Here is a 22,028-nt window from a genome sequence, read left to right on the forward strand (position 1 = left end):
CTTGTCATTTTACTCAAGGCACTCAAACGAAAGTGGCGCCTCCTCATCCAGGTCTACCTTCAGTTTCCTCCCTACCATATCTTTCGCAGCAAACGGGGGGATGCCATTCGCCGGGGTCTTGAGGCATATGTCATCCCATGAGAGTATTGTTCCTGAGCGTAATGGCCTTGAGGCATAGACCCCCTTCCCCATCTTTTTCCGAGCCTCCATCTCAAAATCATAAATTATGCGGTTGCCGGTTCCAAGGGAAATATCCACACGCCTTAAGTCGCGGATCATCTTGCGCATACCCTCAGGTTCCAGTGAAAACTTGTGATCCGTTCCCTTCCATGCATGATTTAGTGTAAAGTGTTTCTCAACCACTGCAGCGCCGAGCATATATGCAATCACCGGCGCCACTATCCCGTTATCATGCCCCGAGTATCCGATAATCGCCTCCGGAAATTCCCTCTTTAATGTCTCTATCACCCTTAAATTCAGGTCATGATATTCTGCCGGATAACCTGCAATACAATGAAGGAGACAAAGTTTGTTATTATACTTGAGAATCGTCTCATAGGCTATTCTAATTTCTTCAAGATTTGCAGCGCCGGTAGAGACTATCATCGGTTTGCCCAATCTGGCTATGTATTCTATCAGGGGGGTATTCGTTACATCTCCGGATGCAATCTTATAACTTGTAATCCCTATATCTTCAAGAAAATCCACGCTCTTAAAATCAAATGCCGTAGACATGAATTCAACACTGTTTTCTTCTGCACATTTCTTTAGTGCTGCATACTCATCTCTTCCAAATTCAAGAAATTCCCTGTGCTCGCCATAAGTAGCCCCGTAACTGTTCTCATTATCATATGGCTTATTATAAAAGGCCTTCGTATATAAGGCCTTATTATCCCTTTTTTGAAATTTCACCGCCTGAACCCCGCATGATGCTGCAACTTTGACCATTTTCAATGCTGTTTCAAGATTTCCCTGATGGTTATGACCGATCTCAGCGATTACATAACAGGGACCATTGCCTGAAAGAACACTCTTCCCGAAATTAATTGTCTTCATAAAATTCTCCATTAGATGTGTTGACCCTGCCAGGTCGTTTACATAACCATCTTGACGCCACATAATATGCCATATAGTCACCTATCGTTGCCTCGCCTCCGAATTCCTCTCTGCGGGACAGCGGATGCGTCATCAGGTAAAACATACGACGCGCCTCTTTTCTGTTTAGAGGATGGCGGTTGCGCACCGTCTGGGGAATTGCCCGCACGAAATCCATCAGCGACCGCAGAGGAAAGAGAAAACTCAGGCTTCGGACAGCAATTCCGGTGTACAGGATGACATTCATCATGCTCATCGCCATAGCTTCGAAAAAAGGCAAACTCTTCCAGATCCCTGTCAGGGTATTCCTAAATGAGAAGTAGTTAATGGTGCTACTGGTCTGCCTGTGCGGGTTCGCCTTGTGACATACGACAACATCAGCATAGTAGTATGTAAGGAGACCTGCCTTAGACATCCTGTAGGAGAAATCAAGCTCTTCACCCTGGCGGAAAAATGTTTCATCAAAATAACCGATCTTATCGAAAACATATTTTCTGAAGAATGTCGAGCTGCCATTGAAACCAAAGGCAAAAAAGGATTTGTCGTGATAAAGGTCCCTGTTATGTGCGAACATAAAACCCTCGTCCTCCCTGGTATGGAAATTGATTATCTTTGCAGTAATAACATCCGCTCCTGTTTCCTCAAACTTTGAAGCCACCTTCAGAAATGCCTCTTCATCTGCAAGTTCAGCATCATCATCCAGTATAAATATGATCCCGCCTTTTGCCTCAGCAACCCCCTTATTCCTCGGGGCAATAACACCTGTATTTTTATCCATCCGGATATATCTGATATAAGGGTATTGCCCCTGATATTTCGAAATCAGATGCTCCGTACCATCCGAAGAATCATTGTCAATAACAATGACCTCCTTTTCAACACCTTTCTGACTTGCAACGGAATCTATCGCACCGGCCAAATCATCCTTTCTGTTCCAGGTCCCTATAATGACACTAAACAATATTGAGTTTGATGGCATTAGGATCTTCGCCCCGGATAAATATCCTGCACCACATTTCCATTAAGATAATTTTATAGGAAAAGAATAAATCTTCCCCCCTGGAAATACTCCTGTCTATAAATGCCATTACCGCATCCCTTTTCACCACGCCGCCTGAGACCAGGCAGCCGTCATGGCATAAACTGCCATACCTGCTGATCACGGCATTATACCAATCCTTTACAGGCGGCGTAAATCCCCTCTTCCGCCTGTTCAGTATTTCATCAGGCACAATACCCTTCATTGCATCAATAAACCATTTCTTATACCCCAGCTTATAGTCATCTTTATATGTCTTTCTCAATCCCATTATCAGTTCTACAAACCTGTAATCAAGAAAGGGGAGACGGAGTTCAACAGAAGAGGCCATACTCATTCTGTCCCCCAGGGCAACACAATTGGAATAGAGCCATGTCTGATACAGGATTTTGCAGATTTCAATCGGGACCTCATCCCAATCTTTGCCGGTAAAAAAGGAAAATAATTCTTCCTCCTGGATCTTCTGTTTGAACTCCTCCCTGTAAAGGGTTTCCAGATAACCAAAGGCTGATAAAAAATCATCATCATCATAAAGAATAAATGTGTCTGGTTTGGATAATACCTTGTCGTACCGAACCCTTATATTTTTAAAATTGTTAATCACAGAGATTACAGCCGGTATCATCTGCTGTCTTTTTCCGATATTTCTGATATCTGTATAAATATTTTTTATGAGTAACTGCAGGGATTGTACTTCATTATTGGAAATGGACTTTTGTTTCTGCAGGTTTTTTTCAACCGCTGTTGTAACCCCCAGATATCCCCAGAAAAGCTCATCCCCTCCTATGCCGCTCAATATAACCGGGACATTGTGCCTCCTGGCGAGTTTGTTGACAGAGTAATAACCAAAGGCTGCAATATCTGCAATAGGATCATCCATGGCATAGACCATTTCAGGAAATGAGTTGACAAGGTCTTCTGTGTTTAATTCTATTTCATGATATGAAAAGCCAAGCTGATTTGATAACCCCATGGCCATCTCTCTCTCATCGTTCTGCGGATGTCCCGGATATCCGACACTGAAGGCATGCATCTTTTCCTTGTAATATCTGGCGCCCAATACAGCAATCGCGCTTGAATCTATACCACCTGATAAAGAAATGCCCACAGGCACATCGGACCTGATGATAATCCCCGACAGGTCTTCAAATGCCTCTCTGATGAGCTGGGATGGGTTTCCGGACACGGGTTTCACGTCTTCAAAATCCCAGTACTTTCTCAGTTCATATTCAAAGGGATTTAAAGAGACCATCATGTAATGGGCGGCAGGGAGTTTCAACACCCCCTCAATGCATGTATAGGGTTCCGGCACGTACTGATAGTGAAAGTACATATTTACTGCATCCGGATTTAACCTGACATCCTTTTCGCGCAGGCAGACCAGTAAAGATTTCATCTCTGATGAAAAAACGACCCCATCCTCTGTCTTATAGTAGTAGAGTGGTTTTTCGCTTAAACGATCCCTTGCAATAAAAAGCGTCTGTCTCTTTTTATCAAAGAGCGCAAAGGCGAACATACCCCTGAGGTTTTGAAGGCATGCCTCTCCTGATTCCTCGTAGAGATGCAGGATCGGCTCACAATCACTTTGAGTTTTAAATTTGTGACCCCTGTTTTCCATCTCTTTGCGAAGTTCGATATAATTATAAATCTCGCCGTTAGCCACCAGCACAAGGGATCCATCCTCATTGTACAGCGGCTGATTCCCGCCTGCGAGGTCTATTATCTTCAAACGCCGCATGGCAAGGGCAATATTCGTATCCTGATAAAAACCCATGCTGTCCGGGCCGCGGTGAACCAGCGCATCATTCATCCTGTTCAGGATTGCGATATCCGCTGGCTTCAATGGATTGCTGCTTATCAGGCCTGTGATGCCGCACATAATATAGCCTCTTTGACCCCTTCGGCGGTATGTTCGGCGCCGTAGTTTCTTATCATTTGCCTGGATGCGTCAGCCATTTTCTGCCTCAGGCCGTTGTCTGCAGTCATCTTCTTCATGGCATTATATAATTCATGGGGATCACTGTCCCGTACAACAAAACCATTTACACCGTCTCTTACCAGATCAGCCGATGCCCCCACTTTATCCGTTGTGATTACAGGCAGGCCGGATGCCATCGCCTCGTTGATTACCAGTCCCCAGACCTCTTCATGAGAGGGTAGCAGGAACAGATCAGCGAGGCCGAAATACCGCGGCAACTGTTCATATTCAACAAAACCTGCGAATACCACATCGTCTATATTTTCCTGAAGGCATCTCTTTTTCATGGCATCTTCTTCCATACCAGCGCCGGCAATCAATAATGTCACATCTTTAATATCTTTCTTTAACCAGGAAAATGCAGATAACAGATCATATACCCCTTTTCTTTCTATCAACTGACCTGCATACAACAAGGCTAATCCTGTCTTTATCCCCAGCTTGAATCTTAATGCCTCCCGCTCCTCAGTTGTCATTCTGGAATTAATTTCAAAGAAAGAGTTGTCCACTGTATTCCATCCCATGAATATCCTGTCTTTCTCTGCGCCCAGATCCATAAGATATTCCTTTGCCCTCGTCCCATAGGCAATATACGAATCCGAATTCCTTACAAGGTATTTTACAAGAGGCTTGCTAACCGTCCTGCGCCACGAGGGCTCATTGATCGTACTCCCTGACCAGAGGATGAATTTCTTATTGTAAATCCTGCAATAGATGTACGCCATGTATGATGCGAGAGAATCCCAGCCGCAGGATACAACGACATCGGGACAGGCATTCTTAAGCTCTGAAAAGGCCGTGTAATTGATGTGCATGGTGAAGATGTCTTTTCCCTTCATCCTAAACGGTGTGTCTGGAAGGATTTTGTATTTAAATCTCAGGCGGGAGAGGTCAAATCTCCAGTTCCTGTTCATATCCGTTTCATTCTGAAAGAAGACTGTCAGATTATTATCCAGGACTTCGTTAAGGACATTGAAGCGTTTAATCTCATAAGGCGTTATGACATTTTCTATGATTACAATCCTCACCTGAAAATGCTCCTATATACCCGTCATTCCTGCGTAAGCGGGAATCCAGACCGATGGCCTGGTTCTGGATTCCCACTTCCGTGGGAATGACGTTTTCTCTGTCCCTTTTTCTTATCCATCTAATTTTTTTCTGCCTTGACAATGATGTCGCCTGAAAGAAGAGAGACCCACCAATTTCTAAGGCTGCTGAAGATACCGGCGCCGGAGACCCCTGTGACCTTAAATCCCTGTTCCTCCAGAAAGACCTTCATCGAACCCACGGTAAAGTAGTGCAATGTGCCTCCATCCCAGCCTCCGGCGCCGGATGTCCTCGATAAATTGCCGAAAAGAAGGCTTATTCTCCTCGGAAGCCAGGCCATGTTCGGGACTTCGAGCATCAATACGCCCCTTTTTTTTAAGACACGCCGGAGCTCATCTATAACAAAATACGGGTCATAAATAAGTTGAAACGTCGCAATACATGTCACGGTATCAAAGTATCCGTCTGCATACGGCAGTCCCGTATCAATATCCACTACCCGGAAACTGATGTTGGCTTTTGGATGCCTTTCCTCCTTTAACCTGTTGGCATCATGGACCCTGTTGGAAGCGATATCTATCCCATGCAGTTCTTTAAATTTATCCTTTACCTTAAATATGAATGATCCACCACCGCAGCCCATGTCCAGTAATTTCTCTCCCCGCGGAATAAGCCGGGCCACGGCATCTTCCCGATGGAGTTCAAATCGTCTGAATTTATCATAAAGGGCATTTAAAAAAGCATCTATGAGATTATACCTCCCCTGATGCAACTGCCCCGTATCCGTCTGATAAATCTTTTCATGAAATCCCTTTTTGCGTTCGGCCTTACCCATAATGGTTAACCTCTTCCGTAATTGTTGATACCTCCGCATCTGTTAACTGGGGAAACATGGGGATGGAGACAATCTCCCTGGCAAGTCTCTCTGCAACAGGAAAACTTCCTGCCGGACATCCGAGGTCTTTATATGCCTCCTGCAGATGGACCGGCACAGGATAATGTATCGTTGTCTTAATCCCCTTTTCTTCTAAATAACCCTGAAGCCTATCCCTTTCAGGGTGTCTTATCACGTAGAGGTGAAACACATGCCTGCCATAGCTCATTACAGGAGGTTTTTCAACACGTGGGTTTGTGATCCCGTTACTATAGTAGTCCGCAATCTTTCTGCGGCGACTGTTCCAGTCATTCAAATAGTTTAACTTGACCCTCAGGATTGCGGCCTGCAGCTCGTCCAGTCTGCTGTTGAACCCTTTGATCTTGTGATAGTAGCGTCTATCCTGACCATAGTTCCTAAGCATCTTCAGCCGTTGTCCCTCTCCGGCATCACGCGTCACGATAAGCCCTCCATCTCCATAGGCGCCAAGATTCTTGCTCGGATAAAAACTAAACGCGGCATAATCCCCCATAGTACCCGCCTTCCGGCCCTTGTACTCAGCCCCGTGGGCCTGACAGGCATCTTCTATCACCTTCAGACCAAACTCTGTCGCGATCTCAAGGATCGGATCCATATCCGCACACTGGCCATAGAGGTGTACCGGGACGATGGCCTTAAGCCTGTTCCCCCAACGCCTCTTCTCCCTCGTAACAACCTCTCTGAGCTGGGCAGGGTCCATGTTGTAACTGCGCGGGTCCACGTCAACAAACAGCGGAATCGCCCCTGCAAGACTAATAGCCGAAACAGTGGGCACTGCGGTATTGGGGACAGTAATGACGAGATCGCCATATTCTATACCCGCTGCCACCAGAGCAAGATGTATGGCCTCGGTACCGGACCCCACCCCCACGGCATGGACATCGCTCCCAAGGTATTTAGCGAATGCTGACTCAAAGCGCTCCCCTTCCTCACCGAGAACAAACCAACCCTTTTCACACACCCCCCTGATAGCCTGCCCCAGTTCGCCCGTAAGCTCCCGGTATTCCCTGCTCAAATCACCAAACGGTATCATCAATGATGGCCACCCATTCCCGTCATTCCTGACATCCCCGTCATTCCCGACATTCCCGACATCCCCGTCATTCCCGACATCCCCGTCATTCCTGACATCCCCGTCATTCCTGACATCCCCGTCATTCCCGCGGAAGCGGGAATCCAGATCCCTGCATAAACCCTTCGGCAGTTTCCCGCCTTAAAGAATCTCTTCACACAAATCTCGCCAATCAGGATTCTGCTTCTCTATCAATTCCAGCTTCCAGCTTCTATTCCATTTCTTTATCTGTTTTTCTCTGCTAATAGCCGATTCCATATCTTCATGTAATTCGTAATAGACAAGACGATGAATACCGTATCTTTTCGTGAAACCCTCGACCAAATCATTTTTGTGTTCCCACGTTCGCTTGATAAGGTCGCTAGTCACTCCAATATAAAGAGTACCGTTTCTCTTGCTGGCAAGGATATAAACCGCTGGTTGCTTCACCTGAAAATGCTCCCATTTACCCGTCATTCCCACGGAACCTGTCCCCGCATGATTTAAGCGGGAAGTGGGAATCCAGATCCAGGCCTCGGTCTGGATTCCCGCTTTCGCGGGAATGACGTTTTTCTTGATCATTTCTGGATTCCAGCTTCCGCGGGAATGATGTTTTTCTTGACCATTTCTGGATTTCCGCTTTCGCTGGAACGACGTTTTCGTGACACCTTGCGAGCTCGAGGCTCATGACGGTTCACCAGTACATCGCCCTGTGCTGTCTGTAATATTCAATGGTCTTTAGAAGGCCGTCTCTCAATGTTGTTCCGGGATGCCAGCCTGTTGTCTCCCTGATCCTGCTTATATCAGGATAGAAATCTCCGGGCTCCTGCGCAGCCCGCTCCCTCGTGAAAGGTGCATATTCCCACCTGCCGCTGCCTGCAACATCAATGATTGTATTCACAAGCTCCATAAAACTGCAGTTCTCTTCATTACCCACATTAAATGTGCCCCCGAAGGCCTGTTCCGAGGCCCCTGTCTGCAGGATTGCATCCACACAATCAGCTACATACAGAAAATCCCTGCGTATCTTTCCATCGCCGAATACCTTAATGGTCTCGTCTTCCAATGCCTTTCTCACAAACCAGTTCACGACCCCGAATTTACTGTGCCTCATCTGGGCCCGCTCGCCATAGATATTAGAGAGCCTCAGGTTGATCACCTTCAACCTGTGAATCTCCCCGTAGAAATTTATGATCTTCTCTGCCGTCAGGTTGGATATCTCATAAAGCCCCTTTGGGTTAGTCGGCGAACCTTCGCCTGCAGGCAGTTGCTCTGCATGCCCGTAAACACCACGGGTGCTCGTGTAGACGGTGACCGCCTCAGGGGCCCTTTCACGGATCGCCTCCATCAGTATCGCGGTCCCCCTTATATTGATGTCTATATCCGGATACGGATCCACCTGACCAAGGACATGGCTGCACTGGCCTGCCAGATGAAAGATGAAGTCATGGTTCCTCACGAGGGTCTCGACCGCGTACTTGTCACGTATGTCACAGATGTTGACAGTCAGATCCTTTCGGACCGGATCCACATTATACGGGTTCCCGCCGTGGTCAGGCCACAGGATGTCAAGTACCGTCACCCTTGCCCCCAATTGCACCAGACGGATGGCAAGATTACTCCCGATAAACCCCAATCCGCCTGTGATTAGAACCTGCTTTCCGTTATAGGCGCTCAACTCCTTATGCTGCACCATAGAATATATCCTCTATCCGGTTGATGATCTTTTCCCAGTCATAGTTTTGCCTTATTAAATTTTTCGCCTTTTCAGAGACATTTCCACCGAGAGAATGATGATAAAGCACTTTCTCCAGGGCAGACTCTAATTCCCTGACATCATACCTGACCGTTACCCCTGCCCCTGATTCTCCGAGCCCGGGGATCTCACATTGTTCAGTGATCACAACCGGCGTCCCGCATGCAAGGGCTTCAAGGGCTGCAGTGGAGGTCTCCTCGTAATGAGAAGGGGCAAGACAGAAGACATCAGAATCCATATAGGCAGACACCTTGTCCTTATCATATAGCGGACCCGTAAATATGTACCTGTCCTCTCTGTCTTCCAGTTTTCTCTTTGCCGAGTCAAGATAGCCGTCGTCCCGTCCCACAATGACCAGTTTCAGATCAGGATGCCTGTCAGACAGGTTCCTGAAGGCCTGGATAAAGACCGGTGTAAATTTTAGGACATGGATGCGGCCAAGGAAGAGAATAATCTTGTCCTCCGGGGCTATGGCGTATTTTTCCCGGAAGGCCCCTTTGTTAATCTGAACATTTTCAAAATCACTGTATTCTATCCCGAGGGGGACCCATTCAATGTTCTCTTTCTTTACCCCAAGCTTCATATATTCTCTTTTTTCGTTATCCGTCTGAGCGAAGACCTTCACTGCATTTTTGAGGATATCGTAACCCCACAGCCTGTCATATATAAATTTCAAATACTTCTTGATCTTTCCCACGCGGGGAAGACTCCCATAGACAGAAACAAAATAGGGGAGCCTGTATCTCCGGAATACTTTATAGGCAGCTGAAATCTGCATGGTTCTTAAATCAGAGATAAAACCTATATCGAATTGCCTTATCCTCTCCTCCAATGCCTTTTTCTGTCCCCTTGGCCAGAAGATTTTCTGGTTCCATGCCAGATAATTGCTGTAATTCCTTAAATAATGGACACGGATCCCCTCGATAACACTAAAGGGCGTATCAATTCTTTTGTCCTTCTCAAAGGCATCTGTCGTGAAAACAGTTACAGAATGCCCTCTCTGGACCAGTTTCCTCGAAAACTCATACACAATCCTCGGAGGCCCTCCATAAGCCCATGACGGGGCATAATAGGCAATCACAATGGCCACGCTTAACCTTTGTGTCTTCTTTAACCCTGGTTTCCATCCGGCCATTACCCTCAAAAAAGAGACAGTGTCGAGCGCCGTATTTTCCCAACTGAATTCCTTTGCCCTTTTAAAACCCTCTTCAATCAAACCGAGGCGTTGGTTGTGGTTTTCAAGCACGGACAAGACCCCTTCGGCAATATTCTCAGGATCATAGGGGTCCACAAAAAGTGCCCCGTTTCCCGCAATCTCTTTTATAGGCTCAATGCCTGAGCAGATGACCGGCACACCGCAGCCCATAGCCTCCAGAATGGGGATTCCAAACCCCTCATGCAGGGAAGGGAACACAAAGACATCCGAGGCACAATAGAGCAATGGTATGTCTTCAAAAGGAAGCCATCCGAGGAAGACAACGTTATCCTGTAACCCCAGGTTATTGATCTTTTCTGCGATCACATCATATCCCTTGTCCCTTGCCCCGATCAGTACCAGCTTCATATCCTTCCATCTTTCCCTGATTTTTTTATACGCCAGAAGGAGCCTCTCATGATTTTTATGCGGCAGGGAAGAGGCTGGGTACAGCATAAAACGTTCAGGGAGATGATATTTTTCTCTGATCCGCGCTACATCACTTTTATCCCGCGGCCTGAAGGTGTTGTGGTCAATTGCAAGATAGGTGACGGCAATTTTTTCAGGCAGGATCCTGTAATATTTCACAATATCCTGTCTGACCTTTTGGGAAATGGTAATGATCCCATCAGCCGATTTGGCGCTTAGATAGATAATAGCCCTCAGAAACACCAGATAAGGTTTCGAAAAATTATCAGGCTGATTAATGTGCTGAAGATCAAAGATCACAAGTACGGAGGTTACAGGACAGAAAAATGGGGCTGTCATACCTGCGGAGAGAAGGATGTCTATCCCGTAACGTTTTATCTGGAATGGCAATATAAATTGTTCCCACAATATCCTGGCGGGACGGCTTGCCGCACGAACCCGGCATGATACAATATTTATCCCCGTGGCAATCTGTTCAAAAACTCCCTGACTTTCCCGGTTGATAAAGATAAAATATTCATTGTCCCTGTCCTCGCTCACAAGCAGCCTGACAAGATTCCTGATGTAGACTTCACTCCCTCCGACTTTGCCTGGAAGCAGATAGAGTGCGTTTATTCCTATCCGCAAAGTCCACACCCCCGATTGACAACATTAACAGGTTTCAATTCTCGCCCCCTTCTCCCTCCGCACGAAATCAATGAAACCATGCACCATTCCCTGCAGCGGCCGGGCATTCCCTGCGGCCAGACACCTGAATCCGGATAACAGACCATACATGGCCAGGAAAATAATAGAGCGGGGATCGTAGCTGCGGAGAAAAGCAAAACCGTTCCGGGTCCAGTAATAGTACTGGGAAAAGGATCTTTGCCCGGCTGAGGCAGAGACCTTGTGCCATATGTGCGAGTCCGGCACAAAAAGCACTCTGTAATTATGCTCCGCTGCCCTCGCACACCATTCTACATCCTCCCAGTAAAGGAAGTAGCTCTCATCCATTAATCCGATGTCCTGAATGACCGCAGCACGAATCAGCATGCTGCACCCAGAAACTGATCCCATCTCACATATCCTGTCAAACTGGCCTTTGTCCAATTGCTGTGCGCCGCGATGGCGCAGCCGCAGCCGCCCCTTCTCCCATAGCCCTCCGGCAAACCAGATGCGGAGGGGATCGTCATAGTAGTAGATCTTGGAACCGGCAATGCCGGCTGATGCATCTCCCTCCATGGCTTCAACCAGCCTGGTCAAAGCCTCAGAGTCCGTCACAGCGTCATTGTTCAGGAGCCACACCAGATCCGCACCGCTGTTGAGCGCGTAACGGATCCCCACGTTGCATCCCCCGGCAAAACCGAGGTTTGAACCGCTCTGAATGACCTCCACGTCCGGAAGCTGCCTGCGAAGGCGCTCTTCAGAGCCGTTTGTTGAACCGTTATCCACCAGCACAATCCGGAAATTCGGCCAGGTCAGTCCCCGGCATGACTCAACGCATTGAAGTGTATCACGCCATCCGTTCCAGTTAAGGATCACGATGCAGACGAAAGGAAACCGCACGTCTCTATTCATGGTATTCTTCAATGCCACCGGTGAGCCGCATAACGATCTCTCTCAACCTTTCATTAAACTCTTTCTCTCCCCATGAGGCCGCCCGCCTCTTCCCCCTCTCAGCAAGTTCCGTACACAAGCGGTCATCGGTCCATAGCCTCCGGATACAGTCTGCTATCTCCTCCACAGAATCGGGATTGAAGAGCAATGCCGCATCACCGGCCTGCTCCGGCATCCCGTAGATGCCGGATATAGCCACCGGACAGCCGGCAACAAAGGCCTCCATGGGGGGTATGTTCGTAGGTCCATAGTAGGTCGGCATAACCAGCGCCCTGGCACGGCGGTATAATTCATGCATGTATTCATCCGGAACGTATCCTGGGAAAAAGACATCTTTGTCAAGACTAAGGCTGTGGATGAGACTGACAACCTCATCATAGGAATCGTAAGCGCCTGATTTCGTTCCGACCAGAACCAGTTTTATATCTGAAATCTCTTTTTTCAATAGCCCCATGGCCTTAATCAGATTACGGTGATTCTTATGCGCCCAGAATCGCGCCGGATAAAAAATAAATTTACCGGGCAACCTGTAGCGGGAATCGAAATCAGCCGGGGTTTGCCCGCTTCGTATGTATCTGGGTGCCAGAAGTGGAAGAACGTAAACAGGGCCTGCCGGTGCGCCATACGATTCAATCACCTGTTTGCGCCCGAGCTCAGATTCAACAAGGATGCCTTTTGCCCACCGGCAGATGTTTGTGTAAGTCCGTTCCCGGTTCAGGTATTCCCACCACGAGGCAGATTCCGGGAAACGCCTCTCATAACGGTGCATCAGATCCTGGATGCTGATAAGGGCCGGGACAGGGATCTGGAAACCCCGCACATCCTGAGATGGGAATATCCACAGATCGCAATGCTCCCGAATGAGCGCCCTGGCCATGGGATGAAACAGGGGACAGAGCCTGCGCCATAAACCCATCGGCAGGCCGAGGAGAGTCCAGGCCAGGCCAAAGGCCCGGCCCCAGAAGCCGCGCGGTATCAAGACCGTTTTCAGATTGTACCCTGCCAGATAGTCCTGCCACAGATCCGACGTGAACCCGACCACCACAGAAAATCTGTCTGAGGGCAGCGCTGCCACAGCATCTATCATGACCTGATTGTACTGGAATGTGCCGCCTCCCGCCGGTTCGTATTCGAGAAAAAGCCCGATCTTCTTCATCCCTTCACCAATGCTGCCCTGAGATGAGTAACGATATAATCCAGCTCTTCATCAGTCAGATTGGGCGTGCTGGGGAGATAAAAGCCATTCATGGCCACAGCATTTGCCTTCGGACAATCATCAAAATGCGTCCACCCCTTCTGTATAAAAATGTCCTGCATATTATAAGGGATAAAACCTTCCCTGGTTTCAATGCCTTTTTCAAGCAGCCTTTTCATAATCACAGACCGCTGACCTGCAACATCACCCTTTAAGACGACATGATACATCCAGTAAACATTACGGGCATAAGGTTTCTCAACAGGAAGCTGCAGCAGAGAACCCAGGTCCCTGAGCCTGTCCGTATAGAACGAGGCTATTCTCCTCTTGCCGCTGATAAAAGCCTCTATCTTTTCAAGCTGCGCACAACCGATAGCAGCCTGCAGATTGGTCATCCTGTAATTATATCCGATATCCCGGTGCATGAACTTGTTGCTCTCACCGAACGCAAGTCCCCTGATCATACGGGCCCTCTCATAAACAGCACTGTCATTGGTCGTGATCATCCCGCCTTCTCCGGTCGTGATGATCTTGTTCGCATAAAAACTGAAACACCCGGCTGTGCCGAGGCTGCCGACCTTCCTCCCTTTATATGTCGCCCCATGCGCCTCAGCGCAATCCTCGAGGACCGGTAAATTATATTTACCAGCAATCTCTGTCACGGGGTCCATATCTGCCGGATGACCAAAGAGATGGACAACGATAATGGCCCTGGTCCTCGGTGTAATCCTGGATTCCAGCAGGGCTGGGTCAAGGTTCCATGTGTCCTCCTCGATATCAATGGGTATCGGGGTGGCGCCCTCATAAATTACTGCAAAGAAGGTGGCCATGTTGGTTAATGTGGAGACAAGAACCTCATCCCCTTTTTTGAGGGACAGGGCAAGCAATGCCAGATGGAGCGCCGTTGTCCCGCTTGTTGTTGCAACGCCATGCCTGCAGTCCGAATAACCGGCAAAGCCTCTCTCGAATCTTGAAATGTATTCCCCGAAAAAACCTGAAATAGCGCCGTTAGCCAGTGCATCATTGACATAATTCGTCTCCGCTTCTCCCAATAGCGGCTGCGACACCGGGATATGTCTGCCTTTTACAGTCATGCCAGCGGCTCCTCAATCCTGAAAGTATCGCTCTCATATTCCTTCCCCCCTCTGGGTCCTTTCGTAAGGACCAGCAGCTCCGAATATTCCAGCCCCACCAGGGCATGATGTTCTTCAGGAACTGTCAGCGCAAAATCACCCTTACCGAGGACCGTTTCTGTCTTGTCTTCACCTGGCATGCGGGTTACAAGTTTTACCCTGCCGGACATGACATAGTTCCATTGAAATGTATTTTTATGATAATGATTCGCCCGGACAGCGCCTTTTTGAAAGGTAATCACGGTAACGGCATTAATCGCCTCGTTCTCGAGAAGGTCTGTGATTTTTCCCCTTTCATCATCAAATGAAACAGGCAGACTGATTTTTTTCATGGATACCCTCCCTGATTAATTTCTTCAGCCGGCAATCCTCGGCATCGGGATTGGAATGATAAACTTTCCTCCGCCTTCCCTGAACTGTTGAAGATTTTTTATGATTTCATCAGCAAAATTCCAGGCCAGAAGCAATGCGTAATCGGGCTTTTCTTCAAGCAGGTACGAGTCAGGCACGACAGGTATATGCATCCCCGGTGTAAATCTCCCTATTTTCAATTCAGATTTCTCACTGACCACATCCAGCAGCTCAGTGCCGATCTTGCAGTAATTCAACAGTGTCATTCCTTTTGCCGGCGCACTTACCCCCACAATCCTTTTACCTTCATGCTTCAGCGAATGGAGAAGCCAGGTCAGCTCCCTCTTATTCTTTCTTACTGCCTCCGCAAAATGATCCATGGTCTGATGGGAATAGAGGTTCATGGCCTCCTCTTCGCCTGACAACTGCGCTATCACAGGAGAAACATGCTGCCGGGATTTCCTCCCGACATAGACACGGAAGGAACCTCCATGAATATCCACGAGCTCAATATCAAAAACCTCCATGTCGAACAGTTGAAAAAATCTTAACAGGGGCTTGACTGAAAAATAGGATAAATGCTCATGATAGATTGTATCGTATTCAAGCATCCGGATCAGATTCACAAAATAAGGGGCCTCAAAAATAAAGACCCCGTCTTCTTTCAGGAGCATTAAAATATCCTTCATCAGGCGATAAAGGTCATCTATATGAGCGAATACGTTGGTTGCGGTTATGACAGATGCGGGTCCCTTTTCCCTGAGAATTTTCTCCGCTGTCTCATGGTTAAAGAAATCACAAATGGTATCAATACCCCTTTCATGGGCCAGCATAACGATGTTTGCAGCAGGATCCACACCCTGAATGAGCGTCCCCTGCGACTTGAACGCCCCAAGCAATACGCCGACATTACTGCCGATATCCACAACCAGGTCCTCACCTGTGAGATTCAACCGTCTTACGACGGTCCTGGCAAAAACATTCCAGTGTTCCCGTCCTGTTATTGTCGTTGATGATTCATAGGGATAATCCATCCGGTAAAGCACTTCCGGAGAAACCACATGGCCTAACTGTGCCAGCCCGCAATCATCACACATGTAGACTTCGAGCGGATAGTGCGTCTCAGGCTCTTTCAATTGATCCTTTCTCCTGAACTGGTCTGCAGGGGGTGTAAACCCCAAATCAAGAAACCTGTAGAGGTTCTTGCTCTGGCACATCCGGCATGTCAGCATATCGTCTCCTTTTCAGAACGCATCCATGATGATTCTGGTTTTCTTAATCTGAATATAAAACCCTTGTGGACAGCCTCTCTTCCTTCCAGGTTAATTATCCCGTCATTTGAGTCAAAATCTTCTATCATGTCATACCGGTCTTTAAAATGTTTCAGAAACTTCTCCAGATTAAAAAACCAGGCAGGAAAACTTGCCTCATAATGGGCCGGCGGCACATTCTGTATCGTAATCCTGTCACGGGTGTTGTCAGTGAAAAAAAGGGTACGGTCTATAAGAATATATTCGAATGGATATCTGAATATTTCGCCGAGCATCCCGTAAGGATCTTCAAGATACTGCAGAACGCCTGAAAATATGATGACATTGGGTGACTGCGCTTCACAACAGGAGTCAATGTCATCATAAAATTTCAGTTGTTCGTCTTCAAAATATTTTCTCCCGCACTCAACAAAGTTCCTCTGTTCCACAATATTCCAGTGAAGTTCTTTAAGATCCTGCAGAAATTTCCTGTTCTGGAAATAGGTCGTTCCGAGTGACCCGCCAAAATCAATGAGACTGAGCTTATTGCCGCCCTGTGAGGCGCACCACATCAGCGCCGTCAGCAATGGCCACGAATATTTAATCCTGTCAAAAAGCATGGAATCCGTTTCATGAACAGCCAGACCCTTTTTAACCTGCAGGAGCGAATCTCTTACCTTTCTCAGAATGACATCAGAGTCATAACCAGTAGAATGTTTTTTTGCATCCCCCCATGTGGCATAATTTCCCGAAAAAGGGGTACCGCAATACAGTGGGCGCAGGAGGAGCGGGAGCACAGGAGGGGTCAATAATTTTATCATCTTTTTTATTTTATACTGCCTGTCCTGCATGTTCCAGACCCTGATATTTCCTTATGTACACTGTAACGATCGTATACTCCGTTATCAGATAGACCAAATGCGTCAAAAAGGAAGACGCCGCAGCGCCGTAAATACCGTATCCCGGCACCAGCCACAGATTCAGTAAAATACAGATTCCCCCTATAAAAAAGCCGACGGTCGGAATAAGATAAGTCTTTTCAAAGTAAATAAGGTAATTGCTGTAGAGCGGCACAATGGAACTGAGTATCTGAGTCAGTAATACAATGGGAAGCACCCTCATGACGGATCGGTATTCTGAACTAATGATGCCGAAACTCAGCAGAAGTTCTACAGCGAACAAGGTAACCAGGGAAATCCCGATCAGAAAGCAGGCGAGGTAGACGATCAGTTTTCTTGTTTTTATGATATTCATCGAGATGTCATTTTCCTTGAAAAAGAGGGGTTGCCATACATTCTGGACTGTCATGAATATAATAGGTATGACGGCTGAGAGAGAAAATGCCAGATAATAGATGGATAAATCAATAAAGTTCCCGTACCGTTCCAGAAAGAATTTATCTCCGGAGTTGATGATGATACCCACAATAGCAGCAAGCATCATGGGAAATCCCAGTTTTACAGACCTTACAGCCTGGCTCAGGTTGAACCTCAGGAACATGCTTTTCAGATACGGATAGCTGAAAATCAGAATAACAAGCCCTTCGATCAGGAAGGAGTACTTAAGCCTGACCATAACACTGTCAACAGGCATCATATAAAGCAGAATAATAACTACCCCATGGACAAGGATCAGTTTCAGAAAACCGAATTTCCGGACCAGACTGATCTTTTCACTGGTCAGGAAATAATTGATAAGGATTAATGAATAAACAGAAACAATGACCGCGAGTAAGACAGCAGGTCTGTAACTTTCATAATCAATTTCATTCTTGAAAAGCAGGGAGATAAGCCTGTAATCTAATTTCAGAAAATAAAGAATGAATAAGACTCCGGATAAGAAAAGAAGCTGGATCATGTTCAGTGTAAAGAGGAAGGTTCCCCGTTCTTCATCGTCTTTGTAGGCATGATACAGTTTGCTTTGGGCAACTGATAATCCATAGTTGAGAATGAGAGAGACCGTGGTGATAATTGTCAGAAGATAGTTGAATAGTCCGAACTCCGCCTGAGTCATCAGCTTCAGATAAACCGGGAGCAGCAGGACACCGGACGCACTCACCAGGCCGTCAATGCTGAATAACTTAACGAATCTGTCAACAAGGATGTTCTCTTTATATTTTTTTATATGTCTTGCTGCCTGCATCCCATGCCTTATCTTTTTCTCTGCCTTATCCTTTCAACAGAGAAGCCTGTTTCCCTGCTATGACAGCCATATTCCAGTCATGTTCTGTCAGAGGTTTATTCAATTCCGGAAAGGGACACAATTCCAGAACCCTGAATCCGGCTGTTTCCAGATAATATCTGATCTCCTGTGGAAAGAGATAGCGCAGAAGATGGGATTCCTGTGTCTCGCCCACCAGCCTGTCTCCCTCAATTCTCAGGACCCTGAACCGGGTCTCTACAGTATGAGACAGGGGATCAAGCACAGGTTCCGAAAACCGGATAATCCGCTTCTCTCCTCTATTACCGCCCCCCTTGCCCTTATGCATCACTATTTCCTTCATCCTCATCCCAGGCCTCTCTGTCAGAACCGCATTGCCGTGCCAGCAATCAAATATGAACAACCCGCCGGAGACCAGATGGCTTGCTGCCACGCCACATGCGGCAGCTATTGAGGCATTTGTAGTTTGATAACCCATCACGGCAAACATGGAGATTACAGCATCAAATTTCCGGCGCAGACGGATGCCGGTAATATCTCCCTGATAAAATTCAGCGGAAGATTTCTTTTTGTTTCCCTTTGCCTCTTCCTTCGCCTTTCTCCTGGCTATCCGGATCATCTCACGCGACCGGTCAATTCCGACGACCTGATACCCGCGGCGGCTGAGGATAAGGGCGTGCCCTCCTGTGCCGCAGCCCAGATCAAGGATAGTCTTTACCCGGCATCCGTTTTTTTTAAATGCCGCCTCAATAAAATCGCACTCCCTCTCATAATCCTTATCCTGATAGAAGGCATCGTAGAACCGGGCATACCCTTTTTTAAAGACTGTCATCTTGTATCCTTATTCATCTGATAAACACACTCACAGGTTCCATGGACCACGCCAATGTATAAACATTTCCTCCATGAATATGCCTCTCCCCAGGAACGGCATTCACAGAAATAATCGCGCATGGAGTAAAAGATGCACCTGCAGATGATTTGACTGCAGAGATATTTTTTACTCCTATGTGTTCAATCCGGGTCTTCTGTCCATGATCAGCTTGCAGCAGCGCCCAGAATGGGTATTCCCAATCATCCCCTCCCATATATAATCCAATGTCCCGGCATTTCTGAGACCTGACAAAGGCCGCCGCCTCCCTGTACGGGGTTCCGAGATTCCGCCGGATGCTGAAGTATTGATCAGTCCTGTCACTGGTCAGGATGCTCCTGCCTTCTGTAAGTGGGATAGGCCTGCTCCCGTAAATCCATGATGGAAACATTGAGACGATATGCCCGGGTGCAATAACGGGGCGGGATACGTTGAAAAAAATCCAGGGGAGGGCTGATAAAATCAGGATGATCCCTGTCACTTCAGCTAACCTTGCACTTAAGACATCAGACAGCACCACGGCAACAAATGCCGACAGCAGAACAAACAGCGGCAGGTGCAGGCGGCTATGCCAGGGCTGCCACTTAAGACAGAGGCTGAACAAGAGGAAAGCGCTACTGACCGCAGCAAAGTAGTACAGGAGGATCCGTCTGCGGAGTAAATCCCTTTTAATAAAAAGTAGTGCGATGGCAATCCATACTATGAGAAGGTGAACAGGATTTCCCGAAAAGTCTTCAAGCGGCGCCAATGGCGGGATATGGAATTTTGTCCCGGCCAATGTAGTGCGGGCATCGTTTATCTCCATGCCCATAAGGGTATGAAGCCGGGCAATTCCCCCCTCCACTGCAGAGTTAAGCCTTTCAACAGGCGTGCTCATGTGCAGTCCCACGTTTCTGGTTATATTGGAAATCAGGGCCGGCAGTGTATAGGCTTCATTTACAAATTTTAATTCCCCGTATGCTCCTTCAGCGCCAGGACCCAGGGGGGAGCCGTACAGATCAAGATTACGGGAATAATGCCCCAGATTGAGGATGACGGCAATGACTATCATAAAGCTGATGGATTTCCATGCCTTCCAGCGAAACCTTTGGAAACCCGAACAAATAAGCCAGACCAGGAATGGAAATGTATAAAGATAGGCTGTCCCCTTTGTCAGCAGGGCAAGACCCAGGCTGCATGCCGCTCCCGCAGACCAGATACTGCCGGCCTGCCCACCCCTCAATTGCATAGTGCAGCAGACGAAAGAGACCAGCCAGAAAGAGATGACATAATCATTCTGGGTACCTGACGCCTGAAGGATACCCATCGGGATCGTTACAGTGATAACGGCAGCGAGGATCTGGCTGCGCATATCTCCGCCAAGTTGTTGAACAATCAGCGTAACCCCGATTATACTGCCAATCATACTGAACCATTGAACCAGATTGGCAAACCAATCTCCGGAGCTTAAAATCTGCAGGTGTGTTACGGCAAATTCAGCCCAGGGGCTTAAATACAACTGCCTTGGGATCGGTGTGGGATAGAACGAAACACTCTGGTTTTGAATCCAGTGTGCGACCCGGCTCATGTGATAGGTCATGGAATCCCAGTTGTTCGGAGGCGATGCGAGGGCAATCAAACCAGTGACTGAAACAATAAAAATGACACCGAATAACCACACATAGGGAATCCTGGATGACCAGGAACTCTTAAACTGTCTGGCCGGATACCTCCTGTTTGTGATCAGGATAATCAAAGCAGCGATACAGGCCAGTGTCCAGAGTCCGATCACCCATTCATACACAAGGGCATGAAAAAGACTCAGGATTTCAGTAAAAATTACAAGCAGGACTCCACAGACAATGGAGGCAAGTATGAAAGAGCTGCGCCAGTCAAGTCTGTCCGGCATCCTGTAAATTACAAGGAAAATAGCTATGAAACAAAGCAAAGGAATTATTGCCGGTATAACTGACATCAATTAAGCAACCTATAGTTTATCACAGGCAGGTTCAAAGATCCTCTGATTCGCGCTGAATCCCTTTGATCTTCAGGCAGGCTGCCGCCATTACGGGCGCCCCCGTCCATGAGAAATCCGGGTATGAAACCTTTCCTGAAACCCCTGCTCCCTTCCTGCCTTTTACTGCAGAAAACAGATCCGATTCGCTTCTACACCATATTGCCGCAAATGTTCCGCTGCGCTCTCAACCGATTCGTCGGCCGTGATTATCAGCCGGTCAAACGCAATCTGCCGGAGTACATCAACCGGCAGAACCCTGTAGCCAAGGAACTTCCTTCCTGTCCCAACATCATCCACAATAGCCACAAGGTCCAGTGAGCTGTTCTGAAGCGCCATCAACGCAATCTCCGTGACAACCGTTGTCTTATAGAAGACGATGGACTCCACGCCCTCCATTTCCATGGCCCTCAGAAAGTCTCCAACCCTTTCACGGGCCTCTGTGAAGACCTGATAAGACTTTTTCAGGTAGCGATATGCGAGAACACTCTTTTCGGCTATTCCCATTGGGGTCAGCAGGTAGTGAAGGCGCTTTCTCTCTGCCTGAGTAATCTGGATGTAGCCCTCTCTGGCCAGGCGATTGAGGTAACTGTTGACCATTCCCAGGCCTATGCCAAGTTTTTTGCTGAGGGCCCTTTGGGTAACGGAATCACCCTTTGCGATTTCATCAAGTATCTGGAGGGTATGTACGGAATTTAAATGATCTTCTTTATTGTTCTGATGCATCATCATTCTTAGAGAATGTTTTACATATGAACATAGCAATATTGATGCCACCTGAAAGAGAATGACATATTTCACCAATTAATCAAGAAGTTATTTTATTTTACCATAAAAATTGGTATCAATGAAGTACAGTTTTTTGCTCGACATGATTGTTTAATTTATTCTTTATGTTTTTTTTTAGAACATCAAATCTAAAGAGAGGTCTCAGCATAAAGATTCTTGCTTAAAAATCAAATAGTTATGAAATAAT

The 22,028-nt window shown here is 47.3% G+C and carries 19 protein-coding genes; all 19 read right to left on the bottom strand.

Translation table 11 applies throughout. The features are described from left to right. Positions 1 to 9: 9 nt before the first annotated feature. The 19 genes from IT393_09175 to IT393_09265 all read right to left on the bottom strand — a co-directional run bounded on the left by IT393_09175 (position 10) and on the right by IT393_09265 (position 21,829). Positions 10 to 1,068: an N-acetylneuraminate synthase family protein gene (locus IT393_09175; GenBank protein MCC7202812.1), complete on the bottom strand. Its 1,059-nt coding sequence runs from the start codon at positions 1,066 to 1,068 to the stop codon at positions 10 to 12. Further along, complete coding sequence (locus IT393_09180) at positions 1,043 to 2,074, bottom strand: glycosyltransferase (protein ID MCC7202813.1); 1,032 nt, start codon at positions 2,072 to 2,074, stop codon at positions 1,043 to 1,045. The genes IT393_09175 and IT393_09180 overlap by 26 nt, the downstream gene beginning before the upstream one ends. Then, positions 2,049 to 4,013, bottom strand: a complete 1,965-nt coding sequence (gene asnB, locus IT393_09185) for an asparagine synthase (glutamine-hydrolyzing) (protein MCC7202814.1) — start codon at positions 4,011 to 4,013, stop codon at positions 2,049 to 2,051. The genes IT393_09180 and asnB overlap by 26 nt, the downstream gene beginning before the upstream one ends. Continuing rightward, complete coding sequence (locus IT393_09190; protein ID MCC7202815.1) at positions 3,992 to 5,140, bottom strand: glycosyltransferase; 1,149 nt, start codon at positions 5,138 to 5,140, stop codon at positions 3,992 to 3,994. The genes asnB and IT393_09190 overlap by 22 nt, the downstream gene beginning before the upstream one ends. A 119-nt stretch (positions 5,141 to 5,259) precedes the next feature. Continuing rightward, complete coding sequence (locus IT393_09195; GenBank protein MCC7202816.1) at positions 5,260 to 5,994, bottom strand: class I SAM-dependent methyltransferase; 735 nt, start codon at positions 5,992 to 5,994, stop codon at positions 5,260 to 5,262. Beyond that, positions 5,987 to 7,105 carry a DegT/DnrJ/EryC1/StrS family aminotransferase gene (locus IT393_09200; protein ID MCC7202817.1) on the bottom strand — a complete coding sequence of 373 codons (1,119 nt, stop codon included), beginning with the start codon at positions 7,103 to 7,105 and terminating at the stop codon, positions 5,987 to 5,989. Before IT393_09200 ends, IT393_09195 begins: the two co-directional genes overlap by 8 nt. A 180-nt stretch (positions 7,106 to 7,285) precedes the next feature. Beyond that, positions 7,286 to 7,600 carry a GIY-YIG nuclease family protein gene (locus IT393_09205; protein MCC7202818.1) on the bottom strand — a complete coding sequence of 105 codons (315 nt, stop codon included), beginning with the start codon at positions 7,598 to 7,600 and terminating at the stop codon, positions 7,286 to 7,288. A 217-nt stretch (positions 7,601 to 7,817) separates the two neighbouring features. After that, positions 7,818 to 8,819 carry a GDP-mannose 4,6-dehydratase gene (locus tag IT393_09210; protein ID MCC7202819.1) on the bottom strand — a complete coding sequence of 334 codons (1,002 nt, stop codon included), beginning with the start codon at positions 8,817 to 8,819 and terminating at the stop codon, positions 7,818 to 7,820. Continuing rightward, the gene (locus IT393_09215; protein MCC7202820.1) at positions 8,806 to 11,130 is read right to left on the bottom strand and encodes a glycosyltransferase; all 2,325 of its coding nucleotides are present in this window, start codon (positions 11,128 to 11,130) and stop codon (positions 8,806 to 8,808) included. Before IT393_09215 ends, IT393_09210 begins: the two co-directional genes overlap by 14 nt. 24 nt (positions 11,131 to 11,154) lie before the next feature. Next, the gene (locus tag IT393_09220; GenBank protein ID MCC7202821.1) at positions 11,155 to 12,024 is read right to left on the bottom strand and encodes a glycosyltransferase family 2 protein; all 870 of its coding nucleotides are present in this window, start codon (positions 12,022 to 12,024) and stop codon (positions 11,155 to 11,157) included. A 28-nt stretch (positions 12,025 to 12,052) separates the two neighbouring features. Then, on the bottom strand, positions 12,053 to 13,255 hold the full coding sequence (locus tag IT393_09225; protein ID MCC7202822.1) for a glycosyltransferase family 4 protein: 1,203 nt from the start codon (positions 13,253 to 13,255) through the stop codon (positions 12,053 to 12,055). Further along, a complete protein-coding gene (locus tag IT393_09230; GenBank protein ID MCC7202823.1) occupies positions 13,252 to 14,388 on the bottom strand; it encodes a DegT/DnrJ/EryC1/StrS aminotransferase family protein in 1,137 nt (378 codons plus the stop codon). Before IT393_09230 ends, IT393_09225 begins: the two co-directional genes overlap by 4 nt. Continuing rightward, a complete protein-coding gene (locus IT393_09235) occupies positions 14,385 to 14,759 on the bottom strand; it encodes a cupin domain-containing protein (GenBank protein ID MCC7202824.1) in 375 nt (124 codons plus the stop codon). The genes IT393_09230 and IT393_09235 overlap by 4 nt, the downstream gene beginning before the upstream one ends. Before the next feature lie 24 nt (positions 14,760 to 14,783). After that, entirely contained in the window at positions 14,784 to 16,007 is a 1,224-nt protein-coding gene (locus IT393_09240) for a class I SAM-dependent methyltransferase (GenBank protein MCC7202825.1), read from the bottom strand. Continuing rightward, on the bottom strand, positions 16,004 to 16,879 hold the full coding sequence (locus tag IT393_09245) for a methyltransferase, TIGR04325 family (GenBank protein ID MCC7202826.1): 876 nt from the start codon (positions 16,877 to 16,879) through the stop codon (positions 16,004 to 16,006). The genes IT393_09240 and IT393_09245 overlap by 4 nt, the downstream gene beginning before the upstream one ends. Next, positions 16,860 to 18,170 (bottom strand): oligosaccharide flippase family protein, encoded by a 1,311-nt coding sequence (locus IT393_09250; protein ID MCC7202827.1) that lies wholly within the window; start codon positions 18,168 to 18,170, stop codon positions 16,860 to 16,862. Before IT393_09250 ends, IT393_09245 begins: the two co-directional genes overlap by 20 nt. 25 nt (positions 18,171 to 18,195) lie before the next feature. Next, positions 18,196 to 19,020 (bottom strand): class I SAM-dependent methyltransferase, encoded by an 825-nt coding sequence (locus IT393_09255; protein MCC7202828.1) that lies wholly within the window; start codon positions 19,018 to 19,020, stop codon positions 18,196 to 18,198. Between the two features lie 13 nt (positions 19,021 to 19,033). Beyond that, positions 19,034 to 21,013: a glycosyltransferase family 39 protein gene (locus tag IT393_09260; GenBank protein MCC7202829.1), complete on the bottom strand. Its 1,980-nt coding sequence runs from the start codon at positions 21,011 to 21,013 to the stop codon at positions 19,034 to 19,036. 162 nt (positions 21,014 to 21,175) lie between these two features. Then, positions 21,176 to 21,829, bottom strand: coding sequence for a winged helix-turn-helix transcriptional regulator (locus IT393_09265; protein MCC7202830.1), 654 nt, complete (start codon positions 21,827 to 21,829; stop codon positions 21,176 to 21,178). Between the last annotated feature and the right edge of the window lie 199 nt (positions 21,830 to 22,028).

The organism is Nitrospirota bacterium (assembly GCA_020851375.1).
GTDB lineage: Bacteria > Nitrospirota > 9FT-COMBO-42-15 > HDB-SIOI813 > HDB-SIOI813 > RBG-16-43-11.